Genomic DNA, 25,463 nt, shown 5'->3' with positions numbered 1-25,463 from the left:
TTGGTAGACTGGAGCGAGATCATCCTGCGTCTCGGCGCAGCCACTCTTGCCGGCAGCGCGATCGGGCTCGACCGCGACCTGCGCGGCAAGCCGATCGGGCTGAAGACACTGGGTCTCGTCAGCCTCTCGACGGCCACGGTCGTGCTGCTGGCCTTGCAGGCGGTCGATCCCGGGAAATTCACCGATGCGGTCAGCCGCGTAATCCAGGGTGTGCTGACCGGCATCGGTTTTCTTGGCGCCGGCGTGATCGTCCGACGGGGCGACCGCTATCACGTCCACGGCCTGACCAGTGCCGCATGCGCGTTCTTCGCCGCCTGCGTCGGGATTGTCTGCGGCGCCGGACACTGGCCGATCGTCCTCACCGCGCTTGTGCTGGCATTCCTGCTGCTGACCTTAGGCAAGCGGACCGAGCGGTGGCTGCACCACGCGCTCGGCGGCAGGGAGGACCAACACGGACCGGAGGTCGCGCCCGGTCAGTCGTCAGATGCCGGCCCGCACCATCCGGGCAAATAGACCGCCTCCTTGCCCCGGCCCAGCGCCAACCCCTTCTCCAGCGCCTTGGCGAAATTGTTCTCCACGGTCTTGCGCGGGATGTGGCGGCGCAGGAAGTCGGCCCACAGGAATTCGCTGAACGGCGTCGTGTCCTTGGCAAAGCCGCCGGCCCGGCGCATCTCGCCGGCGAGGCTGCGGAACGGATCGTCCTTGAGATCCTTGATCGATTTCGGAATGTCCCTGAAGTGGCAGCGCTCGCCCTTTGCATTATAGGGATAGACCCAGCGCTTGTTGTCCATCACGCCCCAGAACACGTCACGTTCGACCATCGTGAGATCGCCGATCACAGTGACCAGGATGTCCTTGACGCCCTCCTCGTGCAGCGCCCGCGCCATGTGATGGTGGTCGACCACGTAGTAGCGATCGTCCGGACCATGGACCACCGGGATCATGTGCTTGCCCAGGAGTTCGGCGCGCTTCTTGTCCGAACTGTGCTCGCGCCAGCGCTTGCGCTTCTCCTTCACCTCCTGCATGCCGACCGTCATCTGGGTCGGTCGCAGCGACATGATCGGGACCGGTTTGACGTAGGGCTCGCGCGTATGGGCCATGATTTGTGCTCCCGTTTGACCGGCACTCCGGAATGGGTTCCATTATGACATGATGGCACAGGCAGACGAAAGAGCCGGTTCGGCGGAATGGCTTTGAGAACAAGCGATCGCGTGAAGGCGCGCATGATCCGTTTCGGCAACCGCGAGGTCGTGACCGAGGGGTTGGAGCTGAGCTTCTGGGCAGACATCAGCCATCGCTGCATGACCGCATCCTGGCCCGCGTTTATTGGCGGTGCAGCATTGGTGTTCATCACCTTCAACGCCGTGTTCGCCTTGTTCTATTGGCTCGGCGATCATCCGATCGCCAACGTGCCTGACGGCCAATACATCGACTACCTCTATTTCAGCATCGAGACTCTTTCGACCGCGGGCTATGGCGACATGCACCCGCAGACGCATTACGGGCACTTCATCGCCGCCATCGAACTCTTCACCGGCATATTCTCGATGTCGCTGATGACCGGGCTGATCTTTGCCCGCTTCTCGCGGCCGAGCGCACGCCTGCTGTTCGCCGACAATCCCGTGATCTCGGACCATGAGGGCCAGCTCACGTTGATGATCCGCCTGGCCAACGAGCGGCACAACATCATCGCCAATGCCACCGCGCGGCTGTGGCTGTTCAAGAACGGCGTCAGCAAGGAAGGCATGCCATACCGCCGGTTCTACGAACTGCCGCTCCTGCGCAGCGAGAGCCCGGCGCTGGCGCTGAGCTGGACCCTGTTTCATGTGATCGACCAGGACAGCCCGCTCCACGGCCTCGACGCTGCGGAGTTGAAAGCCGTCAATGCCGGGCTCGGCCTCTTCGTGTCGGGCTATGACGACGTTGCAGCGCAAACTGTGCATGCGCGAAAATCGTACGAAAATTCTGACGTACGCTTCGGCCATCGCTATGCCGAGATCCTGCAGACGACCGACGACGGCCGTCTGCGCATCGACTACAGTCGGTTCCACGAGACCATCGAAGAATAATTACCACCTCTGCGCGCATCAAGATTTTAGGTGTGAAGCGCAGCGAACATGCTAAACATAAGCGGCGACGCGACCGGACTGACAACAGTGAAGACGCAGCGGCCAATTTCCTCGGATGACGAGCACGTGGTGCTCAAATTCCGGCCGCGTACCTCGGCGCAGCCGCCCGGCAAGCGCGAGGAGGCGGTCCGATCGACCCGCCCGGCTTCCGTCGCTCCTGTTTCCGTCGCCAACGACCTCTCCCGCTATGAGAGGCCGCGCGAGGAGCCGGACGATTTCCGCCAGCGCATGCTTGCCAACATCGCCGCCTTCGCCTTCACCGTAGCGCTCACTGCGATCGGTATCTGGCTCGCCATGAGCATCGCCGATTTGCGCAAGACCCAGGATTGCGTGCTGATGGGACGCCGGGATTGCGCGAAGATTACGGTGATGCCACGTAGCTAGGCAGGCCGGAACCGTACCCAAAAACCGTCCTCGCCCGGCCGGCCAAGCTCCATTGAACTAACGGCCCTGCTCCGATATACGGGCACACGACTCCGGCAGCAGCAATCAGGCAATCCGGGGCACCGCGCCCGCCTCCTCCGAGCCGACCCGGAATTACCTTCAATATATCAAAGGCTTAATGATGTCCTCCACATTCGAGCAGATCGCCAACATTATCGCGGAGACCTGCGACATCCCGCGCGATACGATCAAGCCGGAGAGCCACGCGATCGACGATCTGGGGATCGACAGCCTCGACTTCCTCGACATCGCCTTTGCCATCGACAAGGCCTTCGGGATCAAGATGCCGCTTGAGAAGTGGACCCAGGAGGTCAACGACGGCAAGGCCACGACGGAGCAGTACTTCGTGTTGCAGAATCTCGCCGACCGCATCGACGAGTTGGTTGCGGCCAAGAACGCAGGCACGGGCTCGGCCTCGTAATAGCCATCATGCAGCTTGAAACTTTTCAGCTGATCGATCGGATCGTCGACCTCAACCTCGACGCAAAGACCATTGTCGTCGAGGCGGATGTCCCGCCGGACAGCCACTCTGTGTTCGCGGGGCACTTCCCGGGCTACCCGATCATGCCCGGCGTGTTGCTCACCGAAGCAATGGCCCAGAGCTCGGGCTGGCTGATCCTCGGTCTGACCAAGTTCGAGCGCATGCCCTTCCTCGCCATGGTCAAGGAAGCCAAGATGCGCGGCTTCGTCAGCCCCGGCTCGGTACTGACGATCGAAGCCAAGATTGAACACGAAGGTTCAGGCTTCACCGTGACCTCGGCGAAAGTCCGCGTCGGCAAGGAGCTCAAGTGCAACGCCGAGCTGACCTTCCGCCATATCCCCTTCCCCAGCCCGGACTTGCGTGTGCACATGGATGCGCTCGCCAACAAGATCGGGTTTCCGCTGCAGGCAATGAGTAATGGCTGAGAAGGAAGTCTGGATCACCGGCGTCGGCCTGCTCTCCTCGCTCGGCGAGGGGCTGGATGCGCATTGGGAGGCGCTCGGCGCCAAGCGCGTCAATGCCGACGAGAAACGCCTCGCGCCGTACGTGATCCATCCGATCGCCCCCGTCAGCTTCGACGCCCAGATCCCGAAGAAGGGCGATCAGCGTCAGATGGAGACATGGCAGCGGATCGGCACCTACGCCGCCGGGCTGGCGCTTGATTCCGCCGGCGTCAAAGGCAATCAGGAAATCCTGTCGCGGATGGACATGATCATCGCGGCCGGTGGCGGCGAGCGTGATCTCAATGTCGACCTGGCGATCATGAACGCCGATGCGCAGGGCAAGCTGCCGCCTGCCGTCCTCAACGAGAAGCTGATGAACGAGTTGCGCCCGACGCTGTTCCTGGCGCAGCTCTCCAACCTGCTCGCCGGCAACATCGCGATCGTTCACGGCGTGTGCGGGACGTCGCGCACCTTCATGGGCGAGGAAGCCGCGAGCATCGACGCCGCGCGGATCGCCGTCGCGCGCATCGGGGCCGGACAGAGCGACATCGCGCTGGTCGGCGCGGCCCACAACGGCGATCGCGGCGACCTCTTGATGCTCTATTCGTTCGGCGACTTCGCCCTCAAGGATCAATACGCGTCGGTCTGGGCCCGCCGGAACAACCCGGGCTTCGCCATCGGCTCCGCCGGCGCCTTCCTGGTGATGGAGTCGCGCGAGCATGCCGAGGCGCGCGGCGCCAAGCCGTACGCCAAGCTGACCAAGGTGGTCGCCGATCTTGCCAAGCGCAAGCAGCCCGGCGCCGTGACGAAGTCGCTGCAGGCGCTGTGGCCGCAGCTCGGGGTCAGCAACGACAACGCCATGCTGATCACGGGCGCGACCGGCGCCGAGCCTGCGACCGCCGACGAGCGCGAATTCCTCGCTCAGCATCCCGGCGTTGCCGTGCGCGCCACCGGAACGACCTTTGGGCACACCATGGAGGCGCAGTTCCCGCTCGGGCTCGCGCTGGCCGCGTTGTCGATTTCCCGCGGCGCGCTCTATCCGGCCAACGACCCGACCGGGCTGGAGGTTGAAAAGACCGAAGCGCCAACCCAGATTGTCGTATTGGGGGTCGGCCACTGGCAGGGCGAAGGCATGGCACTGGTCGAGGCCGTCAAGTAATTCGGCGCAAGCACCGACGGGGATACCATGACAGCACCACGCGATAAATTCGGCCGACCGATCGTCGTCGTGACCGGCATGGGAATTGTGACGTCGCTCGGCGGCGGCAAGACCGACAATTGGAAGCGCCTCAGCGCGGGCGAGTCCGGCATCAAGACCGTGACGCGCTTCCCGCTCGACAGTCTGAAGACGACGATGGCCGGCGCCGTCGATTTCGTCACCGTCGACCCGTTCTCCTCGACCAGTCTGTCGCAGCGCCTGGCGGAGATCGCGACCGAAGAGGCGCTGGAGCAGTCCGGCATCGGCAGCAAGGGCAACTTCCCCGGGCCGCTGTTTCTGGCGGTCGCGCCGATCGAAACCGAGTGGCCGCAGCGGCTCGAGGTCGCGCGCGAGGTTCCGACCAAGGACTTTGGCATCATCGACTATCTGGCGACCTGCAGCGGCGGCAAGTTCGCCCACTTCCACCGGCGTTTCACTTTCGGTTCGGTCGCGCTCAACCTCGCCGAGACCTTCGGCAGCAAGGGGTCGCCGATCTCGCTCTCGACGGCTTGCGCGTCCGGCGCGACCGCGATCCAGCTCGGCGTCGAGGCGATCCGCCGCGGCGAAACCGATGCAACGCTGTGCGTCGCGACCGACGGCTCGGTCAATCCGGAAGCCATGGTGCGCTTCTCGCTGCTCTCGGCGCTCTCCACCCAGAACGATCCGCCCCAGGGGGCCTCAAAGCCGTTTTCGAAGAACCGCGACGGCTTCGTGATGGCCGAAGGCGCCGGCGCATTGGTGCTGGAGAGCTACGACGCTGCGATGGCGCGCGGCGCGCGCATCCTGGGCGTCGTCGCCGGCTGCGGCGAGCTCACCGACTCCTTCCACCGCACCCGCTCTTCCCCGGACGGCAAGCCGGCGATCGGCTGCGTGCGCAAGACACTTGCTGACGCGGGCATGGAGCCCGAGCAAATCGATCACATCAACGCGCACGGCACCTCGACGCCGGAAAACGACAAGATGGAATATCTTGCGACCGCGGCGGTGTTCGGCGAACACACCAAAAACATTCCGGTGTCGTCGAACAAATCGATGGTCGGCCACACCATCTCGGCCGCCGGTGCGGTCGAGGCGATCTTCTCGCTGCTCACGCTCGAGCATCAGCGGATTCCGCCGACGATCAACTACGAGGTGCCCGATCCCGCGATCCCGTTCGATGTGGTCGGCAACAAGGCGCGCGACGCCAAGGTGACCGCCGTGATGTCGAACTCGTTCGGGTTCGGCGGGCAGAACGCTTCGCTGATCCTGACGCGCGAGCCGGCCTAGCGCCCTCGCCTCATCAGATGAAACGCCTGCTCCTTCGCGCCCGCGCGCATCTGCGTGATGCCGCAAAACCTGTGACCGATGCGGCGATCGGCGGGCTGACGATCGGCCTGCTGCGCACCACGCGCTATTTCGATCCGGAGAAGACCGCACGGTTCTTCGGCCGCGCCGCGCATTTCATCGGCCGCCGGCTGCGCGAGGATCGCATCGGCCGCGAGAACCTCACGGCCGCTTTCCCGGAAAAGTCACCGCAGGAGATCGAAGAGATCCTGACAGGCGTCTGGCATAACCTCGGACGCATCGGGGCCGAATTCGCGCACATCGACCGCATCTGGGACCACGATCCCCAGAATCCCGACAAGCCGGGTCGCGTCGAATTCTCGGCGCGCAGCAAGCAACTGTTCGACCAGTTGCGTGACGACGGCAAGCCGGCCTTGTTCTTTGCCGCACATCTTGGCAATTGGGAGCTCTCTCCGATTGCCGCGGCAGCACATGGGCTCGATGCTACGATCCTGTTCCGGCGGCCGAACATCGAAGCCGCCGACCGCGCCATCGAACGCATCCGCGCTGTCAACCTTGGCACGCTGGTCCCGGCCGGCCGCGACGCGCCGCTCAGGCTGGCGCAGGCGCTGAAGAACGGCCAGCACGTCGCGATGCTGGTCGACCAGTATTTGACCAACGGTGTTCCCGTCACCTTCTTCGGCCGCAAGACCACCGCTAACCCGCTACTGGCGCGCCTGCGCCGGCAGATCGATTGCCCGATCCATGGCACCCGGATCATCCGCCTGCCCGACGGCCGCTTCCGCGGCGAGGTCACCGAGGAAGTGAAGCCGGTGTTCGATGCATCCGGCCAGATCGATATCCAGGGCACGATGCAGGCGATCACCGACATCGTCGAGGGCTGGGTCCGCGAATATCCGGATCAGTGGCTCTGGCTGCACCGGCGGTGGCGGTAACTGTCCGACGACGCCATTGGCATCACAGACGTTCGCGAGCGAGCGACGGTACGTTCCCTCCGCATGCGATTACCCATATACGCGACCGCTCGCTGTCGACGACACCTCCCAAGACTGCCGCCATCGCCAAGGCGCCGCTGGGCTCGACCCGGATGCCGCAGGTCCCAAGGAGTAACCGGGCAGCGTGTTGCACAAGTTCATCGCTAACGGCGCACACCTGAACATTTGACCGTTGCAGAATTTCGAAGGCTCGCACTCCGATCTGGCGGGAGCGCAAAGCATCGCATACCGTATCTCCAGGAGGATCAATCCGGATCGGAACGCCAATCTCACGGGCACGCGCGTAGCGCTGGTGGGTCTCCGGTTCTGCAACATAGATTGCAGCCGGAATGGACCAGGAGCGCAAAGCAAGGGCAACGCCAGCGGCCAGCCCACCGCCACCACAGGCAACAATCACGGCATCGGAGGCTGGGCTACTTGCCTGAATGGCAGCTGCGATTTCCGAACCCACCGTGAAGCTTCCAGCAATCATCTCGACGTCTTCGAAAGCGTGCAGGTTACGCCAACCGCGTCGATGGGCCTCCATTCGAGCGCAATCGACCAACTCCGACCGCTCGACGATTTTTATCTCAGCTCCGGTTTCTCGGGCCTGCTCCCTCTTAAAGGCCGCTACGTCCGCGGGCATGACCAAACAGGCGGGCTTGTCCAGCTCCTGAGCGGCCAGGCCAACCGCGATCGGAAAGTTTCCCGATCCTGCGGCGACAACTCCTCGCTCGGCGTTTCTCGCCCCAAGGATTGCTCCTCGAAACTTGAACGAGCCGCCATGTTGAACGGTCTCGTCTTTGATGAGGATTGTTCGCCCAGTCAGTGCGTCCAACGCGGCGCAAGATCGTATGGGTGTTTCCAGCGCCCGCCCTGCAATAAACTCGAGATCATCACGAACCAAATGAATCGGACGGGGCATCTTGGCCTCTGCGGCAATCGCAAGGAGTACCGAGGGCTATCGGACACACCTGCACGGGTGTCCAATCAGCTGTTGTGACTGCTCGATTTATCTTGTGAACGCCTGAAATATCTCAGCTCGTCATAGGCAATAGCCGAATGTCCGCCGTGCCCACACGCAGCCCTAGCGCCCGGTCTTCACCCGCGTCCACAAGCGGTTGATGATCCGCTGCGTCGCCGGATCGCGCGCCGTGATCACGAAGAGCTTCTTCTGCATCGCCTCGTCGGGATAGATGTTCTTGTCGTTGAATATCTTCGGATCGATCAGCTTCTGGCTCGCCAGATTGCCGTTGGCGTAGGACAGGAAGTTCGAATTCTTGGCCGCGACGTCGGGACGGTAGAGGTAGTTGATCAGCTCGTAGGCCTCGGCGACGTTCTTCGCGTCCGCCGGAATCGCGAGATTGTCGAAGAACATCTGCGCGCCTTCCTTCGGGATCGTGTAACCGATCTCGACGCCGGTCTTGGCCTCCGCCGCCCGGCTGCGCGCCTGCATGATGTCACCCGACCATCCGACCACGAAGCAGATCTCACCCGAGGCCAGCGCGCTGAGATATTCGGATGAATGGAATTTGCGCACATAGGGCCGGATCTTGATGACGAGATCGGCGGCCTTCTCGAGGTCAGCCTGCTTGGTCGAGTTCGGGTCCAGGCCGAGATAGCTTAGCGCCGCCGGCAGGATGTCGTCGGCGGAATCCAGCATGTGAATTCCGCAATCCTTGAACTTGGCGAGATTCTCCGGCTTGAACACCATGTCCCAGCTGTCGATCCTGGCATCGGGCCCGAGAATCTTCTCAGCCATCTTGACGTTGTAGCCGATGCCGGTGGTGCCCCACATGTAGTTGGCGCCGTAATTGTTGCCGGGATCATAGGTCGCGAGCTGACCGGTCACCACCGGCCACGCATTGGCGAGGTTCGGCAGCTTCGACTTGTCGAGCTTGAGGAACACCTTCGCGGTGATCTGGCGCTGCAGGAAATAGCCGGTCGGCACCACGACGTCGTAGCCCGACTTGCCGGCGAGCAGCCGGGTCTCCAGCGTCTCGTTGGCGTCGAACGTGTCGTAGACGACCTTGATGCCGGTTTCCTTGGTGAAGTCCTCGAGGACACCCGGCGCCATGTAGTTCGACCAGTTGTAGAAATTGACCGTGCGCTCCTCCGTACGTGCGGAGGCAGCAAACAACAGAACCGTGGCGACCGTACCAACAAGGTTGACGAGACGACGGCTCTGCTTCTGCATTCTGGTCTACCTCTTGCGACGATGAACTGCGTCGGACAGCCACTCCAGCGCGGTGTCGAGCGTCGAGTCCTTCTTGGCGAAACAGAAACGCACGACCGACGTCACCGCATCCTGCTCGTAAAACGCCGACACTGGAATAGCCGCAACCTTGTAATCCTGCACAATTCGCCAGCAGAACTCCGCGTCGGTCTCATTCAGACCAAGCGGTGACAGATCAACGGTGAGGAAGTAGGTCCCCTGCGACTTCAGCACCGGAAAACCGATGCTCTCAAGCCCCTTGGTGAGGCGGTCGCGGCTCCGCGCCATGTCCTTGCGCATGTCGAAGAAATAATCGTCCGGCTTGCTGAGGCCGTACGCGACCGCCGCCTGCAGATTGGGCGCCGTCGTGAAGGTGAGGAACTGGTGCACCTTCGCAGCGACGCGCAGCAGCGGCGGCGCGGCGCAGACGAAGCCGATCTTCCATCCGGTCAGCGAGAAGATCTTGCCGGCGCTGCCGACCTTGATGGTGCGGTCGCGCATGCCCGGGATCGTGATCAGCGGGATGTGCTCGCGGCCGTCGAACACGACGTGCTCCCAGACCTCGTCGCAGATCGCAACCACGTCGAACTCCTGGCAGTACCGCGCCAGTAGTTCGAGGTCCTCGCGCGGATAGACCACCGCGGCCGGGTTGAGCGGGTTGTTGAACAGCACCGCCTTGGTCTTGTGGTTGAAGACGCTGCGCAGCATCTCCTCGTTCAGCCGCCACTCCGGCGGCTCGAGCCGTAACAGCCGCGGAATGCCGCCGGCCTGGCGGATGATCGGCAGATAGGAATCATACACCGGCTGAAAGCAGACCACCTCGTCGCCCGGCTCGACCACGGCGAGGATTGAGGAGGTCAGCGCCTCGGTGCCGCCGGAGGTGACCATCACCTCGGTCATCGGATCGAGCTTGAGCCCATGCCAGTGGCCGTAATGCGATGCGATCGCCTGACGGAGTTCCGGAATGCCCATCATCGACGGATACTGGTTGTAGCCGTTGATAGATGCATCCGCGGCGGCGCGGCGGATGTCCTCCGGTCCGGGATCGTCGGGAAAGCCTTGGCCGAGATTGATGGCGTTGTTGTCGCGCGCCGCCTGCGACATCGCCTCGAAGATGGTGACGGGAAGGTCCGCGAAGACCTTGTTCATGGAGGTCATGTCAGGGATCAGCCGCCGGTCTTGGTGGGCAGTCCTGCTGCCTTCCAGCCGATGATGCCGCCCGCCAAATGCTTGTCGTAAGGCAGGCCCGCGGCCTGGGCCGCCAGCGAGGCCGTCACCGAGCGCTTGCCGGAGCGGCAGGCGAACACCACCTGCTTGCCCTGCGGATCGGGAATCGCTGATGGATCGAACGTCGACAGCGGCACCACGACGCCATCGGGATAGGCCTCGACGGCGACCTCATTGGGCTCGCGGACGTCGACCAGGAGATAACGGCCTTCCGCTATACCCTTCGACACCTCGTCCGGAAACAAATCTTCCACCTTGTGGTCCGCCACGGAAATATCCTCCCGATATCAGCTTGGGCGAGCGTCGCGCGGCTCGCCGGTCCGGGCCGCAAAGTCGCCTCTCGCGCGAAGAAAATCAAGCACCCGAAACGGGTTAGATGCCGCGCGGAAACGCTGGATCGTGGACCCTAGATCGTGACTTGCGTGCCGACCTCGACCACCCGCCCGGTCGGAATCTGGAAATAGTCGGTGGCATCGTTCGAGGAGCGGCTCAGCGCGATGAACAGATGGTCCTGCCAGCTCGGCATGCCCGAATGCGCCGCCGGCTTCAACGCACGGCGGGACAGGAAGAACGAGGTCGACATGATGTCGAACTGCCAGCCGAGCTTGCGGGCGATCGCCAGCGTCTTCGGCACGTTCGGCTGCTCCATGAAACCGAACTTCAGCGTCACCTTGGAGAAAGTCTCGGTCAGCTGCTCCATCCGCACCCGCTCGGACGGATCGATGCGCGGCGTCGGCGCGGTCTCGATGGTCAGGATGACGTTCTTCTCGTGCAGCACCTTGTAGTGCTTGAGGCTATGCATCAGCGCGGTCGGCGCGCTGACGGGATCGCTCGTCAGGAACACGGCCGTCCCGGAGACGCGCTGCGGCGGCCGCTTCTCCAGCATCGCGACGAGATCGGCGAGCGGAAATTCCAGCTTGCGCGACTTTTCGAACAACAGCCGGCTGCCGCGCCGCCAGGTGTACATCACCACGATCATGGCTCCGCCAAGCGCGAGCGGCACCCAGCCGCCCTCGAACACCTTGAGCAGGTTGGCGGCCAGGAACGTGATGTCCAGGAACAGGAACGGCGCGACCAGCGCGGCGGCGGCGAGCGGCGACCAGCGCCAGACCTTCCAGATCACCACAAAACCCATCATCGCCGTCACCACCATGGTGCCGGTCACGGAGATGCCGTAGGCCGACGCCAGCGCGCTCGACGAGCGGAACATCAGCACCAGCACGATGACCGCGATAAACAGGAACCGGTTGATGCGCGGCATGTAGATCTGCCCGGAATGCGCCTCCGACGTGTGACGGATTTCGAACCGCGGCATCAGGCCGAGCTGGATCGCCTGCCGGGTCAGCGAGTAGGCGCCGGTGATGACGGCCTGGCTCGCGATCACGGTCGCCATGGTCGCAAGCGCGACCATCGGGATCAGCGCCCAGTCCGGGAACATCAGGAAGAACGGGTTCTCGATACCTTTGGGATCGCCGATCAGAAGCGCGCCCTGCCCGAGATAGTTCAACGCCAGCGACGGCAGTACGATGAACAGCCACGCGGTCTGGATCGGGCGCTTGCCGAAGTGACCGAGGTCGGCATAGAGCGCCTCCGCGCCGGTCACGGCGAGGAAGACCGCACCGAGCGTGATGAAGCCGATCACGCCGTGATGCAACATGAACGACACCGCAAGGATCGGGTTGAATGCGTACAGCACCTCGGGGTGCCGCACGATCTGCGGCAGCGCCGCGATCGCGATCACGGCGAACCACACGCACATCACCGGGCCGAAGAACGCGGCGACGCGCGCGGTGCCGCGCGACTGCACCGAGAACAGGACGACCAGGATCACCACCGTGAGCGGGACGACGTAGGGGTCGAAGGTGGCGGTGACGAGCTTGATGCCTTCGATCGCGGACAGCACCGAGAGCGCCGGGGTGATGACGGCATCGCCGTAGAACAGCGCGCCGCTGATGATGCCGAGCAGCACGATCGCGGCTCCGCCCTTGGTGACTGCGCGCTGCGCCAGCGCCATCAGGGCCAGCGTCCCGCCCTCGCCATTGTTGTCGGCACGCAGCAGGATCACGACATATTTCAGCGTCACGACGACGATCAACGCCCACAGGATCAGCGAGAGCACGCCGAGCACCGCATGCGCCGTCACGGCGCCCTCGCCGCCGGCAGCCGCGACTACGGCTTCGCGCAGCGCATACAGCGGGCTGGTACCGATGTCGCCATAGACGACACCGATGCTGCCGAGCATCAGCGCCTTGAAGGTGGCGGTTGAATGCGCCTCGCCATGGCCGTTTACCGCGGGCGTTTCCGCCGCGGTGATCGCACTCTCGGATGACATGGGAAGCTGCGCCTCTGTCTTCTGCCGCACTGCACAATGCCGGGTTGCAGGCCTATACTCCCGGCAGGAATGCATAGGTTAGCCCGGATTCAGGCCTCCGCCATGCATATCACGCATAGATCACGGCTTTTCAACTGTCGAATCCGTTGCCGCATCAAATAGTTACCTGAGTACCCACTTCAACGACCCGCCCGGTCGGAATCTGGAAATAGTCGGTGGCATCGTTGGCCGACCGGCTCATCGCGATGAACAGGTGGTCCTGCCACTGCGGCATCCCGGACTGGGCGGACGGCTTCAGTGACCGGCGCGACACGAAGAACGAGGTCGACATGATGTCGAACTGCCAGCCGAGCTTGCGCGCGACCGCGAGCGCCTTCGGCACGTTCGGCGATTCCATGTAGCCGAAGCGCAGCCGCACCGCGGTGAACTTGTCGCTGACCTTCTCCATGGTCACGCGCTCCGACACGTCGACGCGCGGTGTCGGTGCAGTCTCGATGGTCAGGATCACATTGTGCTCGTGCAGCACCTTATTGTGCTTGAGATTGTGCAGCAGCGCGGTCGGCACGAAGCTGGGATCGCTGGTCAGGAACACCGCGGTGCCCTTGACGATATGCGGCGGCCGTTTCTCCAGGCTGTGGATCAGGTCGCGCAGCGGCACCTCGATGCGGCGGGTCTTGGCGATCAGGATCGCAGCGCCGCGACGCCAGGTCCAGATCATCGTCGCCATCACGACGCCGAACAGCAGCGGCACCCATGCGCCCTCGAACAGCTTCAAGAGATTGGCGCTGAAGAAGGTCATGTCGACGATCACGAACGGCAGGATCAATGCGGCGGCCGACGTCACGCGCCAGTTCCACAGCTTCCAGATCACGATGAAGCCCATGATGCCGTCGGCGACCATGGTCGTGGAGACGGCGATGCCGTAGGCCGAGGCGAGCCCGCTCGAGGTGCGGAACAGCAGCACCAGCAGCAGCACGCCGATCAGCAGCAGCCGGTTGACCCGCGGCAGGTAGATCTGCCCGGCATGGGTCTCCGAGGTGTAGCGGACCTCGAAGCGCGGCAAGAGCCCGAGCTGCACCGCCTGGCTGATCAGCGAATAGGCGCCGGTAATGACGGCCTGGCTCGCGATCACGGTGGCAGCGGTGGCAAGCCCGATCAGCGGCAACAGCAGCACGTCGGGCACCATGCGGTAGAACGAGTTCTCGATCGCGGCGGGATCGGACAGCACCAGCGCGCCCTGTCCGAAATAATTCAGCAGCAGCGACGGCAGCACGAAGAACAGCCAGCCGGACTGGATCGGCTTGCGGCCGAAATGCCCGAGATCGGCATACAGCGCCTCGCCGCCGGTCACCGCGAGGAACACCGCGCCGAGTGTCACCAGGCCGACGGTGCCGTGGGTCAGCAGGAACTGGATTGCGTAATACGGATTGATCGCCGCCAGCACCGACGGATCGTCCATGATGTGGAGCAGCCCCATCACCGCGAGCGAGGCGAACCACACCACCATCACCGGCCCGAAGGCGGAGGCGACGCGCGCGGTTCCGGTGCGCTGCACCGAGAACAGCAGCACGAGGATCAGGATCGTCAGCGGCACCACATAGTGCTCGAGATGCGGCGTGGCGAGCTTGAGGCCTTCGACCGCCGACAGCACCGAGATCGCCGGCGTGATCATGGAATCGCCGATGAACATCGAGGCGCCGACCACGCCGAGCGCGAGCAGCGGCCAGCTGCGCCGTCCGATCGCACGCTGGCCGAGCGCCATCAGCGAGAGCGTGCCGCCCTCGCCATTATTATCGGCGCGCAGCAGCAGCAGGACGTATTTGGCGGTGACGACGGTGAACAGCGCCCACAGGATCAGGCTGAGCACGCCGAGCACCATGATGCGCGTCACCGGCTGGCCGTGCGCGGCGCCACCAACCGCCTCGCGGAATGCGTAGAGCGGCGAAGTTCCGATATCGCCGAACACCACCCCGATGCTGCCCAGTGTCAGGGCCCAGAAGCCGGAGGTGAGCTTGCCTTCCTGGACTTCGGTGGATGAGACGCTGACAGCCATGGCGAGGTTGGAACGCCCGATCGGTTGATTTTGATCCGCGCGGCTATCGACGCTTCCGCCTCGCCTGTCAACCGAGCAACACGGCCAAAGGCGGTAGCAGGGTAACCCGGAGCTACGGCTTCAGATCCGGCGGCAACGGCGGATTTTCCCGCATCAACGTGATGGTCACGCGACGGTTCGCCGGCAGCGTCGGATCGTCGGGAAACAGCGGCTGGCCGTCGGCCTTGCCGGAAACCGCGAAGATGTGGGACGGCGGCAGCCCCTCCCGCTCCAGGATCTGCCGCACCGCGTTAGCGCGGTCCGCGGACAGGTCGAAGGCGTCGTAATCGCTGCGCGCCGGCACGAAGCCTGCGGCTGTATGCCCCACGATCGCGATCCGCAGCGGCGTCGCCTTCAGCGGCGCGGCGAGCTTCTGGATCAGCCGGCGGGTGCGCTCATACGGCTCCCTGGAGCCGTCGGCGAACATCGAGCGGCCGTCCTGGTCGACGATCTCGAGGTTGAGCCCCTCCTTGGTCTCCTCGAACATGATGTTCTTGGAAATCTCGGTCAGCTCCGGCATGTCCTGCAGCGCTTGGCGCAGCGAAGCGGAGGCCAGCGCGAATTCGCGGTCGATCTTCAGCCGCGCGCCGTTGATCTGGCTGCGCTCCTTTTCGTCCGGCGTCGGATTGGCCGAGGACTCTTCCGGCGAGATGTGCTCAACATTCTTGAGCTTCGGCCGGGTCGGCAGGCCATCGGACTCGACGATGCCCGAATAGCGCACATTGGTCTGCACGCCGAAGGCGTCGCGCATCGAGCCGGCGACGATCTTCAGCTTGTTGTTGTCCATGGTAGAGAACGCGACGAGCATCACGAAGAAGCTCATCATCAGGCCCATCAGGTCGGCGAAGGTCACGAACCAGCCGTGACCTCCGGTATGGGCGTCGCCGCGCTTTTTCTTGGCCATCGCTGCTGTCCCGGGAGTGCCAGTCGGGGCCGTCAGGCCGGAACCGGCTCACCCTCCTCGTTGCGATGCTTCTCCGGCAGATAGGCCAGCAGCATCTCGCGCACCAGCGCCGGGCTCTTGGAGTCGCGGATCATCAGGATGCCGTCGATGATCAGCGTGCGGTTGGTCTCCTCGTCGAGCAGCTTGCCGTGCAGCTTGTCGGCGATCGGCAGGCAGAACAGGTTGGCCACCAGCGCGCCGTACAGCGTGGCGAGCAGCGCGGTCGCCATGAACGGGCCGAGCTTGGAAGGGTCGGTCATGTTGGCGAACATCTGCACCATGCCGATCAGCGTGCCGATCATGCCGAAGGCCGGCGCGCAGTCGCCGATCGCGCGGTAGATCTTGCTGCCTTCGTCGAGGTGCATCAGAAAGTTGTCGCGGTCGCGCTCCATGTTGTCCCGGATGAATTCGAGATCGTAGCCGTCGGCGACGTAGCGGATGCCCTTGGCGAGGAACGGCTCGTCGGTCTCGACCTTCTCCAGGCCGACCGGGCCCTGCTTGCGGGCGATCTCGGCGATGCGGGCGAGCTCGTCGACGAGGTCGCGGGCCGACAGCCGGCTCATGGTGAAGGCAAACTTGGCGCCGAGGGGCAGCCCATGCAGCATCACGCCGAGCGGAAAGCGGATCATCGTCGCCGCGATCGAGCCGCCGAAGATGATGATCATGGCGTGTTCGGAGATGAACATGTGCAGGTCGCCGCCCATGAACATCATCACCGCGATGACGATGATGCCAGCCAACAGCCCGGCGCCAGTCATGATATCCATAGGAGACTCCAACGCGTACGCAACCTGCCCGTCCTGGACGGCGCGCAGCCCAGTGCGGGCCGCGTGGAAAACCCTAACGTTAACGCCATTAAGGACGCGTTACCGAATCTGGTAGGGATAACAACGGGTAAACGTCCGCCTTTTCGCGATGTCGTTGAAGATGTTGGCTTTCCGCATGGGACGCCGCCGCTGCATGCGCAAAAGGCCTCCCCGTAGAACAACGGAGATGAGATAGGTTTGCCAAGAGCGTTTTCGAGCGAAGTGGGTACCGGTTCGCGTGAAGAAAACGCGTCAACACAAGATTCTGGAGCCCCGTTCCGATTCAATCGGAACGGAAAAGGCTCCAGGGGAAACGAACCAATGAGCAGGACAGGATGAAGGCGGTCGTCGTTGAGCAATATGCGCCTATCGATCAGATCGAGCTGAAGCAGATCACCACGCCCGAACCCGGCCCCGGACAGATCCGCGTCCGGGTCCACGCCGCGAGCATCGGCTTCGTCGATGGGTTGAAGGTCGAGGGCCGCTACCAGACCAAGGATGCCCTGCCCTTTACGCCGGGTGCGGAATTCGCCGGCGTGGTCGACGAGGTCGCGGGCGACGTCGCCGGCATCGCGCCGGGCATGCGGGTGATGGGCGCGGCGCGCTCGGGCGCGCTGGCCGAGTACATCGTCGTGCCGCCTGCCGCCGTCGAGGTCATGCCCGACGGCCTGTCGATGGAGGCCGCCGCGGCCTTTCGCACCAATTACCTCACCGCGCTGTATGCGCTCGCCGAGCGCGGCTCGCTCAAGGCCGGCGAGCAGCTGCTGGTGCTCGGTGCCGCCGGCGGCACCGGCATCGCCGCGATCCAGGTCGGCAAGCTGCTCGGCGCGCGCGTCATTGCCGCGGCCTCGACCGACGAGAAGCGTAGCTTCGCCGCGAGCTTCGGCGCCGACGCCGCCGTCGACTACACAAAGCCCGATTGGCGCGACGCGTTGAAGGACGCAACCGGCGGCAATGGTCCCGACGTGATCTTCGATCCGGTCGGCGGCGAGGTCTCGCTGCAGGCGTTCCGCTCGATCGCCTGGAACGGTCGCCATGTCGTGGTCGGCTTTGCGGCAGGCCAGATCCCCGCTCTGCCGTTCAATCTGCCGCTGTTGAAGGGCGGCCTCCTGATCGGCGTCGACGCCGCCCAGATCGCGCGCCGCGAGCCCGAGGCGCAGGCGCGCGTGATGACGCAATTGTCGGCATGGCTGAACGACGGGCGACTGACGCCTGTTGTCGGCAAGGTGTTCGAGCTTGAAGATTTCCGCGCGGCGTTCACGACGATGCAGACCCGCGCGGCGCTGGGCAAGATGGTGGTGCGGATCGGACAGTGAGAGAGGCACCGCTATCACCTCATCCTCGCTGTCGCGTCGGCCGCTCGCTGCCGTTCCACCATCGCGCGCAATTGCGCATGGAGTCGGAAATGATGTCCTGCCACACACACAGCACCATCAACCACGGGGGCGAGTTGTCGAAGAAGGCTGCTGTGGCCCCAGCGCGCTGCAATAGCGACCATTTGGAGCTGATGGTGTGGACGGCCCCCTACGGCATCAGTGTGCCAGAATGAGGTTGTTGCAAATCTCAGACATGGGAGCCGTCCGTGAACCAGATTATCCGCATTGGGATGGATACGTCGAAGCATATTTTTGTGCTGCATGGGGTTGATGCGTCCGAGCAGCCGGTCTTACGCAAGAAGCTTTCGCGCAAACTCGTGCTGGAGTTCTTCGCCAAATTGCCGCCGACGGTGATCGGGATGGAGGCCTGCGGGGCGTCGCAATATTGGGCGCGCGAGCTTTCCAAGCTCGGTCACGAGGTGAAGCTGATGGCGCCGCAATTGGTTAAACCCTACGTGATGCGGAACAAGAATGACGGGCGTGATGCAGAAGGCCTGTGTGAAGCGATGAGCCGGCCGAGCATGCGCTTTGTGCCGGTGAAGACGGCCGAGCAGCAGGCTGCGCTGATGCTGATGGGGGTCCGCGACGGACTGATCGCCCGGCGCACCCAATTGACCAACACGATCCGCGGCCATGCGGCGGAGTATGGCCTGATCGCGCCCAAGGGACTGGACGCGATCGAACCACTGCTGGCGCGGATCGCGCAGGACGAGACGCTTCCCGCTCTGGCGCGCGAGCTGTTTGTCGTGCTGGGCCGGGAGTGCGTCAGGCTCGAGGGCGAGTTGGAGGTGGTTGAGGCCAGGCTGATGGCCTGGCACCGCGGCGATGCCACGGGCCGGCGCCTGGCTCAGATCCCCTCGGTCGGTCCGATCATTGCAACGATGCTGGTGATGAAGACACCTGATCCGGGCGCGTTCCGCTCCGGTCGTCACTTTGCGGCTTGGCTCGGCCTCACGCCCAAGGACCATTCCACCGCAGGCAAGACCAGGCTCGGCAAGATTACCCGGGCGGGCGACCAGGACCTGCGCCGTCTGCTGGTCGTCGGGGCCACGGCGGTGATCCAGCAGGCCAGGCGGGGGCGCGGTCATCACTCGCGCTGGCTGCTGGCGCTGATCAAGCGTAAGCCGCCGAAGCTTGCGGCCGTAGCGCTCGCCAACAAGGTGGCGCGCATCGTCTGGAAGCTGATGGTGACGGGTGAGAGTTATGACGCCGCACGGCTGAATGCCGCGACGACGGGTACCGCTTAACAGATTGGCCGGCTGGCGGGCTCGCTCGTCAGCCGACCCGGAGCTGCAAGAGCAGATGGAGCGATCGATCGAGCAACGATGCGAGACAATCCGTGGGACCCATCGGCCGTCAACAGGTCGCGGAGTTGTTTGGAACTCGCATCGCGCAAACCATCTTGGCCAGCGATCCATTCGATCGCACTCAACAGGCCGGACATATGGATGCAAGCGATCCGATCAATCCCAGAAAGCTCTTGTGCCACGGGGGCCGTCCACATATGGGTCCCGGCCTTCGCCGGGACGACGCCGAGGGCGCGGCGCGAGCCATACGTTCGCGTTCTCGCGGCATGATTTGTCCGAGCTTTGCAGTTCGTTCCGCCCTCTCTTGGAGAGAGGGCGCAGGGAAAGCCGGGTGCCGATCGCACCCATGGGTCCCGCGTAGTAAAAAACGCGGGAGGTAGGACCACAGGTGTAACCGGAAACAACCCGGCTTTCCCTGCGCGATGGGTTACGGCTTACTTCGTGCTCTCCCCGGCGAGACTGGGCTTGCTTGTCACCGCCTTCGCAAAACGCTTGCGCGTTTTGCGACAGGACACCGGCCGCTAGGGCGTCAGGACCACACGACTTCACCGTCCGCGTCACGCGCACTCGTCAGTTGCGCACTCGGCGTCCACCGCATCTCGACCCGCGCCCGTGACGACCGCGAAGCGCCCCTCGTGTCGGGCGAGACGGGCGTATTGAACATCTGAGTTGGGTCCGGCGTCAAGTTAAATTCTGCAAACCCGAACGAACTGACGGTGCGGCCAGCATGCGGGCGCCCTGTCCGGCCCGAGGCTCGGCGACAAATTATCACACGTTATTGCCGCTGGGTTCCGCGCCTCCTACCGTTTGCCGAAAACGGCTGCGGGGTGAAAAAATGCAGGACATGCTGACGCATCTGGAGAAGCTTCGCACCGACGCTGCGGAGTGCGCCCTGATCCGCGACCTGGCCACGGACATCAAGAAGCGCGAACTGTTCTCCAAGCTCGCCGAGCATCTCGCAGCCCTCGCAGCGGAAGTGGAAAAGGCCATTGCCGCGGCCGGAAGGAAGGGCGAAGCCAATTAGGGTGTGGACACAACCAGCTTGCTTCCGCCCCCAAGGGAGCGAGTCTCTATTCGTGCCACAGAGACGGGCGACGCCACCTGGTTCACACACAGCGCCGTTGAACCTTGCATCCGGTTCGCTCGAGATTTTCTCACGTCATCTACGAATTTTTCTGAATTGTCCGGCTCATCTTTTTCAGAGATGATCTCGACAGGAGGGACAGACATGGCGAGCGACACGAACGTCCGGGCTGGCCGATGCCATTGTGGCGCTGTGCGTTTCGAGGCAACGCTCAGCGACGGCTTCAATTCAATCCGCCGCTGCACCTGCTCCTACTGCCGGATGCGAGGCGCCGTCGTTGTCATGGCGGAGATGGGTGGGATCAAGCTGCTGCAAGGCGAGGATACGCTGACGAGCTACCGCTTCCATACCGGATCGGCGCAGCACTTCTTCTGTTCTCGCTGCGGAATATACACGCACCATCAACGACGATCCGACCAGAACCTGTATGCCGTGAACGTGGCTTGCCTGGACGGCGTAAGCCCGTTCGATTTCTCCGAGGTACCCGTCATGGATGGCGTCAACCATACCAACGACACCGGCAGGCCAACGCGTCGAGCAGGCACCCTCCGCTTCATCCCGGCTGACTAGCACTTGCGATCAGCCGGCACCGCTCAGCGATGCCCTCAAAGAAGCCAGCCTCTCCAACCAGGGCGCCTTCGCCAAATCCTGGATGTCTGCTCATCCTCAATGAGCGGCGGAAAAGCCGACCCTGCACGCGGTCCGAGAAGGGCCAGTGGCCGAACCATTCATCGTCAAGGCTGATCCAGATGACAGTCGGCTCTTCGGGAGAATGTTCCGTCTTGTGTCCCTTGCCAGGAGTGTCTTCAAACAAGATGAAGCTACCGGCGGGACGTGCCTTCGGTCACCGTTCACTGGTCAGGTGTTCGGAAGCTGACGTGTGTCGTTGCATATCCTGCCGACACTTCAAAAATCGCCGCGTTGGGAATGCGATCACTTCCGTTTTGGGGCATGAAGACACATCTGCTGAGTTTTGCACTAAACGAAATAACCATCGGCTTGCGAAGCAAGCCGTGATGCAGAGAATATAGTGAAGCAATGACCGCCCCTGATCTGCCACCAGAAACACTTCGTCCAGTTCCCCTCTCCAACTCCAACGACGGAGCATCGATCATCGCTTGTCTCGGTTCGAGCAGCACAGCCGGGAAAGGACAAGCCTTCGATTGGATCGGAGAACTTGAACGACGACCTCGCAACCGACGCTGCCGTTTTCGCAATTTTGGCGTAGGCGGCGATTTAGCTTACAACGCCCTCCAGCGTCTACCTGATGTGCTTGCTTACCACCCGCAAAAGGTTGTGGTCTGGGTCGGCGGCAACGATGTGCTTGCATTGGTTTCAAAAAAGGTCAGACGGTTCTTTCAATTCTCGAAGCATCTGCCAAGCGATCCGTCGCCGGAATGGTTCCGAGAGAACGTTCGGAGGATAATCCGACGTTTAAAGGCTGAAACCTCTTCCGACGTGGCGCTCTGCTCCTTGTCCCCGATTGGAGAAGACCCGACCTCTTCAAACCCCTTCCAAAGCGAGATCAACAGGCGCGTTGATGAGTTCAGCGAAAGCGTTAGGTTGGTGGCGCAGGAAGAGGATGTCGGCTATCTCGCTGTCCATGAAGCGATGCTTTCGCAAATCATGGCCGAGCCCGGTCGCGCTTTCACATGCTTCCAATTTTTTGCGTTCTATCGTGATGCCTTCCGCGCGCTCGCATTGCGCAAAGGCCCGGACGAGATTGCCCAAATGAATGGATGGCGCTTTCACACCGACGGCGTTCATCTGAACAGTCGAGGCGCAATGATCGTGGCCGATCTCGTCCAGGAGTTCATCGACAAAGAGCCGCGGCATTCGAATTGAGCTGGGCCGTGTCGGCTGCTGTTAAGCAGGCGGTTGTTGGTGCCAGAGCGAGAGTCCGATACCGGGCCGCCGCAATTTTGCGGCAAAGGTCTCAGTTGGGTCACACTCGGAGGTCGGCAAGCCTTCTGCCGAGTCCGCTGGTCCCCAGTGAGCAGAGATCCCCAGACCGCGCGAAGAGGTCCGAAAAGGGCAAACAGGCGACATCACGGGTTTAGGGCCGACGACGTGAGTTTACAGGCGTTGATGGGGTTTCCAGTCCTTCGTAACTATAATGCCCTTTTCATACAACTCATTCACAAATGACACGCCTGCATCGGGGTCCCCTAAGAAACCCGCCTCTGAAAATAGGGCTCTGAGTTGACTTGCTGTAATGAAGCCAGGCGGCCGATGTTCTGATGCCATGATTTCGGCACGTCGGATCAATTCCGCCCGATTGTCCGTCATCATGGTTCTCGCGATTTCAAGGTCAAAACTTTTGCGTTGCTCGCTGTATTAGCGGTGCCCCTAAATTCCGGTTTCGCGGTATCCTCGAGTAGCTTCTTGCCAGCGTCGGTCCATTGAGCGGTACGCGCATCAAAAACCTTCATCAGATCATAGTCGGCCAGCGCTTCTGCCGCCCGCTGAGGAGCGGACATCGCTTGAAGATCGGCGAAACCCTTGAGCTGCCACAAAACTGATCGACCATCTTGGCGAGAGCGACCAGCAGTTTCATTTCACCTTCTGTCATTTTTTACTGTGCCTTCCCAAAGGCTGACCTCCCTAGCTTAAAGGTGATACTCGGCAGTGCCAAACGTCCGTTTTGGGTCAATGGCGTCGTTTTTGCAGTCAGCCAGCTACGTCCGGTCTCCCCTCAACTTCGGCGATGTCGCTGCATGCGCCAACTGACGCGGTGGGCCATAAGCAGAGACGGATCATCCAAAGGTCGGCCTCTCGTCCGTTAAGGGCCAATACTGTCCTGTGCTGTGGGCTTACCCGGCTCAAACACTATGGAAACCGCGCGCGCCCGGATCAGGCCGCTGAGGCCGTAGCAGGGCTTCAGCTCGATCTCGATGTCCTGCGGACGCGGGTCGGTTAGGTATCCCCGACGCTCTGGGCGATTTGGTGCACGGCGCAAAACCAAGCCGAAAATGACGTTCTGAATGCTGAAATTGTCGAGTTGCAAGTCCATGACTTCGTTCAGCGTAAATGTCACAACGGCGTGGCGGTCGAGTACGAAGTACCTGCCGTGCCCGACTTCACCTGTGTTGATCCATCCGTATAGACGGAGAACACTAGGCCCCTTGCGTTGCAGATGCAGGCTAAGGATTTCGGCGTCGTGAAAGGTCGGCACCCGACCAAACCAGCGTACGAGGTCTACGCCGCCGGGCACTTCATCATAGATTGAAGGTTCGTTATCGGTCGTCATGCCCGTCATAGAACCATCGGAGTTCGATGTCTGCAACGGGTCAAACTCGGAAGTCGGAACGCGCAATCGTGACGTCCGCTTCACCCCCAACGCCGGATTTTCGATAGCCAATCCACTTCCGAAAAGCGTTAGGAGCGGACATCCCGTACACTTCCCAATCGCTTGAAAGTGCGGTCAAATGGCGTCCGGTGACACTTGGCGTTTTGGAGCGAGGGTGTCCGCTTGCACGGGGGAGAATGCGCGTGAAGGAACTCGCTGGAAAGGCCGCGTTCGTCACCGGTGCGGCGTCAGGCATTGGATTGGGGATCGCGACCGCTCTCGCCCAGGCGGGGGTGAAAGTCATGCTTTGCGATATCGAAGAAGCGGCTCTGTCCGCGGCGCTCGAGCAACTGAGGCTCACCAACGTCGATGTCGACGGCGTGCAAGCGGACGTCTCACTCAAGGACGAACTCGCGGCGGCCGCCGAAGCCACGACTGCCCGCTACGGCAAGGTGCATATCCTCGTCAACAACGCGGGCGTCGGCGGTGGTGGGTCCTATGGCACCTGGACCGAGGCGTCCTGGAATTGGGCCATGGGCGTCAACCTGATGGCGACCGTTTGGGGGATCGAGATTTTCGGGCCGTTGATAGAGCAGCATGGCGAGGGTGGACACATCGTCTCCACAGCCTCGATCGCTGGCCTTATTTCAGGGGCGAGCAATGCATACAACGTTTCAAAGTATGGCGTTGTCGCTCTGTCCGAGGGACTGCGGGGTGAACTCGCGCCCCGCGGGATCGGCGTATCGGTGCTGTGTCCCGGGTTCATCCGCACTCAAATCCTGAACTCGAGGCGCAACCTCCCCAAGCGCTTCGAGGGGGAGCTCCGTACCTTGCCGACTTCGGGCCCACTTGCCGAGCAGATCAATCTGATCCGGGAACGCCTCTCTCAGGGCATCGATCCCATGTATGTCGGTGAACTCGTCCGCGAGGGCATCGAAAACGACTGGCCCTATATCTTCACCGACCTCGAATTCGAGCCGATGGTCGAAGCGCGCTTCGCCGCAATCAAGCAAGGCTTTGACCACATCCGTGGGCGCAACCCGGAACGATAAGCGCGCAGCCCTTCCACCGGCTGGATTGTGCTCTTATGGGGCCATGCCGCCGAGACGCAAGCCGGCGATAAACGCCCCAATCGGCAATCCGGTTTCCTCGTCCCTTCCAGCCGGTATACAGGCCGACGGCAGTCCCAGCAAATTTGCAGGAACCACCGGACGCATCAATTCCTTGGCAGCCGCCGCACCAGTCTCCGTCGCCGTGTCAAAGCCGTGCTCGAACGGCAATCAGGTCCAGGTGGTTGGGCCGTTGCGGCCTGCTTGCGCAGCCCGAGACGTGCTCCAAGGCGATGAAAAGATGCTGCATTCGGATCGCAGGAACCAACGCCGCAGCGGCGCATTATCGTTGCACCCCTTGGTTGAACAGTAATATCCCGCCAGTATCGGCATAGGCGCCGATCCCGGCACATTGCCCGTCCACCGGGAGGAATTTAGCCGTCATCTGTTGAATTTCAGGATCATTCACCTTGGCACTTTTTGCATATCGAGCGTCGCGCCCGACGTCCCGATCGCGCAGGCGGAGCACCGCCGCCGGAGACGCGCGATGAAGATGGACAAAGCCATCTGGTACGTCTCATTCGCCGTCAGAACCCCTGACGCCGGACACCACCGCTTCGCGCGCCAGACCCGCACCTTCACGACCGAGCGGGATGCCAAGGCGTTTGCGCGCACGCTGCTCGTGCAAACTCAAGACGTCAGCGCCGGAACGATCAATCCGCACACGCCGAGACGCGTGATCGCGCCGGCCGCGATCGCGGCCTGGGCCGGCGAGAACTGAGGTTTACTT

Annotated in this window: 26 protein-coding genes; 15 read left to right on the top strand and 11 right to left on the bottom strand. The window is 62.7% G+C overall.

The genetic code is table 11. From position 1 onward, the window contains the following. Positions 1-513, top strand: coding sequence for an MgtC/SapB family protein (locus HU230_RS09085; RefSeq protein ID WP_176531964.1), 513 nt, complete (start codon positions 1-3; stop codon positions 511-513). Here the strand turns inward: HU230_RS09085 and HU230_RS09080 are convergent. Next, positions 474-1,100 (bottom strand): ParB-like protein, encoded by a 627-nt coding sequence (locus HU230_RS09080; protein ID WP_176531965.1) that lies wholly within the window; start codon positions 1,098-1,100, stop codon positions 474-476. The two genes, HU230_RS09085 and HU230_RS09080, sit on opposite strands and share 40 nt — an antisense overlap. Positions 1,101-1,223: 123 nt before the next feature. On the opposite strand from HU230_RS09080, the gene HU230_RS09075 reads away from it, so the two are divergent. The 7 genes from HU230_RS09075 (at position 1,224) to HU230_RS09045 (ending at position 6,914) form a co-directional block, all read left to right on the top strand. Next, the gene (locus HU230_RS09075; protein ID WP_224943137.1) at positions 1,224-2,069 is read left to right on the top strand and encodes an ion channel; all 846 of its coding nucleotides are present in this window, start codon (positions 1,224-1,226) and stop codon (positions 2,067-2,069) included. 87 nt (positions 2,070-2,156) lie between these two features. Continuing rightward, the gene (locus HU230_RS09070) at positions 2,157-2,513 is read left to right on the top strand and encodes a hypothetical protein (RefSeq protein WP_176535086.1); all 357 of its coding nucleotides are present in this window, start codon (positions 2,157-2,159) and stop codon (positions 2,511-2,513) included. Between the two features lie 181 nt (positions 2,514-2,694). Then, entirely contained in the window at positions 2,695-2,994 is a 300-nt protein-coding gene (locus tag HU230_RS09065) for an acyl carrier protein (protein WP_021081038.1), read from the top strand. 8 nt (positions 2,995-3,002) lie between these two features. After that, positions 3,003-3,479 (top strand): 3-hydroxyacyl-ACP dehydratase FabZ family protein, encoded by a 477-nt coding sequence (locus tag HU230_RS09060; protein ID WP_173642217.1) that lies wholly within the window; start codon positions 3,003-3,005, stop codon positions 3,477-3,479. After that, positions 3,472-4,656 carry a beta-ketoacyl-ACP synthase gene (locus tag HU230_RS09055; RefSeq protein ID WP_176531967.1) on the top strand — a complete coding sequence of 395 codons (1,185 nt, stop codon included), beginning with the start codon at positions 3,472-3,474 and terminating at the stop codon, positions 4,654-4,656. The genes HU230_RS09060 and HU230_RS09055 overlap by 8 nt, the downstream gene beginning before the upstream one ends. Positions 4,657-4,683: 27 nt before the next feature. Further along, positions 4,684-5,961, top strand: a complete 1,278-nt coding sequence (locus tag HU230_RS09050; protein ID WP_176531968.1) for a beta-ketoacyl-ACP synthase — start codon at positions 4,684-4,686, stop codon at positions 5,959-5,961. Between the two features lie 17 nt (positions 5,962-5,978). Beyond that, a complete protein-coding gene (locus HU230_RS09045; RefSeq protein WP_176531969.1) occupies positions 5,979-6,914 on the top strand; it encodes a lipid A biosynthesis lauroyl acyltransferase in 936 nt (311 codons plus the stop codon). 22 nt (positions 6,915-6,936) lie between these two features. Here the strand turns inward: HU230_RS09045 and HU230_RS09040 are convergent, their stop codons facing one another. From HU230_RS09040 to HU230_RS09005, 8 genes are all read right to left on the bottom strand, one after another. After that, the gene (locus HU230_RS09040) at positions 6,937-7,878 is read right to left on the bottom strand and encodes a pyridoxal-phosphate dependent enzyme (protein WP_176531970.1); all 942 of its coding nucleotides are present in this window, start codon (positions 7,876-7,878) and stop codon (positions 6,937-6,939) included. Positions 7,879-8,040: 162 nt separating this feature from the next. Further along, positions 8,041-9,150, bottom strand: a complete 1,110-nt coding sequence (locus HU230_RS09035; protein WP_176531971.1) for a polyamine ABC transporter substrate-binding protein — start codon at positions 9,148-9,150, stop codon at positions 8,041-8,043. 6 nt (positions 9,151-9,156) lie between these two features. Continuing rightward, the gene (locus HU230_RS09030; RefSeq protein ID WP_176531972.1) at positions 9,157-10,326 is read right to left on the bottom strand and encodes an aminotransferase; all 1,170 of its coding nucleotides are present in this window, start codon (positions 10,324-10,326) and stop codon (positions 9,157-9,159) included. 8 nt (positions 10,327-10,334) lie between these two features. Next, positions 10,335-10,664: a rhodanese-like domain-containing protein gene (locus HU230_RS09025; protein ID WP_176531973.1), complete on the bottom strand. Its 330-nt coding sequence runs from the start codon at positions 10,662-10,664 to the stop codon at positions 10,335-10,337. Between the two features lie 137 nt (positions 10,665-10,801). Beyond that, positions 10,802-12,727, bottom strand: coding sequence for a potassium transporter Kup (locus tag HU230_RS09020; RefSeq protein ID WP_176531974.1), 1,926 nt, complete (start codon positions 12,725-12,727; stop codon positions 10,802-10,804). A gap of 154 nt (positions 12,728-12,881) precedes the next feature. After that, positions 12,882-14,780: a potassium transporter Kup gene (locus HU230_RS09015; protein ID WP_176531975.1), complete on the bottom strand. Its 1,899-nt coding sequence runs from the start codon at positions 14,778-14,780 to the stop codon at positions 12,882-12,884. Positions 14,781-14,892: 112 nt separating this feature from the next. Next, a complete protein-coding gene (locus HU230_RS09010) occupies positions 14,893-15,723 on the bottom strand; it encodes an OmpA/MotB family protein (protein ID WP_097672457.1) in 831 nt (276 codons plus the stop codon). A gap of 32 nt (positions 15,724-15,755) precedes the next feature. Then, positions 15,756-16,529 carry a motility protein A gene (locus tag HU230_RS09005; RefSeq protein ID WP_029078588.1) on the bottom strand — a complete coding sequence of 258 codons (774 nt, stop codon included), beginning with the start codon at positions 16,527-16,529 and terminating at the stop codon, positions 15,756-15,758. Between the two features lie 374 nt (positions 16,530-16,903). Between HU230_RS09005 and HU230_RS09000 the strand changes: the two genes are divergently transcribed. The 5 genes from HU230_RS09000 (at position 16,904) to HU230_RS08980 (ending at position 22,180) form a co-directional block, all read left to right on the top strand. Continuing rightward, positions 16,904-17,884 (top strand): NADPH:quinone oxidoreductase family protein, encoded by a 981-nt coding sequence (locus HU230_RS09000; RefSeq protein ID WP_176531976.1) that lies wholly within the window; start codon positions 16,904-16,906, stop codon positions 17,882-17,884. Positions 17,885-18,150: 266 nt separating this feature from the next. Continuing rightward, a complete protein-coding gene (locus HU230_RS08995) occupies positions 18,151-19,191 on the top strand; it encodes an IS110 family RNA-guided transposase (RefSeq protein WP_176531977.1) in 1,041 nt (346 codons plus the stop codon). 895 nt (positions 19,192-20,086) lie between these two features. Further along, positions 20,087-20,275 carry a hypothetical protein gene (locus HU230_RS08990; RefSeq protein ID WP_176531978.1) on the top strand — a complete coding sequence of 63 codons (189 nt, stop codon included), beginning with the start codon at positions 20,087-20,089 and terminating at the stop codon, positions 20,273-20,275. A gap of 204 nt (positions 20,276-20,479) precedes the next feature. After that, positions 20,480-20,905, top strand: coding sequence for a GFA family protein (locus HU230_RS08985; protein ID WP_176531979.1), 426 nt, complete (start codon positions 20,480-20,482; stop codon positions 20,903-20,905). A gap of 468 nt (positions 20,906-21,373) precedes the next feature. Beyond that, positions 21,374-22,180 carry an SGNH/GDSL hydrolase family protein gene (locus HU230_RS08980; protein ID WP_176531980.1) on the top strand — a complete coding sequence of 269 codons (807 nt, stop codon included), beginning with the start codon at positions 21,374-21,376 and terminating at the stop codon, positions 22,178-22,180. 443 nt (positions 22,181-22,623) lie between these two features. On the opposite strand, the gene HU230_RS08975 is transcribed toward HU230_RS08980, so the two are convergent. Continuing rightward, complete coding sequence (locus tag HU230_RS08975; RefSeq protein WP_224943134.1) at positions 22,624-22,851, bottom strand: hypothetical protein; 228 nt, start codon at positions 22,849-22,851, stop codon at positions 22,624-22,626. Between the two features lie 266 nt (positions 22,852-23,117). Next, on the bottom strand, positions 23,118-23,696 hold the full coding sequence (locus tag HU230_RS08970; protein WP_224943131.1) for an immunity 50 family protein: 579 nt from the start codon (positions 23,694-23,696) through the stop codon (positions 23,118-23,120). Between the two features lie 131 nt (positions 23,697-23,827). Between HU230_RS08970 and HU230_RS08965 the strand changes: the two genes are divergently transcribed. Continuing rightward, positions 23,828-24,676 carry an SDR family NAD(P)-dependent oxidoreductase gene (locus HU230_RS08965; RefSeq protein WP_176531982.1) on the top strand — a complete coding sequence of 283 codons (849 nt, stop codon included), beginning with the start codon at positions 23,828-23,830 and terminating at the stop codon, positions 24,674-24,676. Between the two features lie 544 nt (positions 24,677-25,220). After that, complete coding sequence (locus HU230_RS08960) at positions 25,221-25,454, top strand: hypothetical protein (RefSeq protein WP_176531984.1); 234 nt, start codon at positions 25,221-25,223, stop codon at positions 25,452-25,454. Positions 25,455-25,463: the final 9 nt, after the last annotated feature.

The sequence above is a fragment of the Bradyrhizobium quebecense genome (genome assembly GCF_013373795.3).
Taxonomy (GTDB): domain Bacteria; phylum Pseudomonadota; class Alphaproteobacteria; order Rhizobiales; family Xanthobacteraceae; genus Bradyrhizobium; species Bradyrhizobium quebecense.
This window is presented reverse-complemented; position numbering and strand designations above follow the sequence as displayed.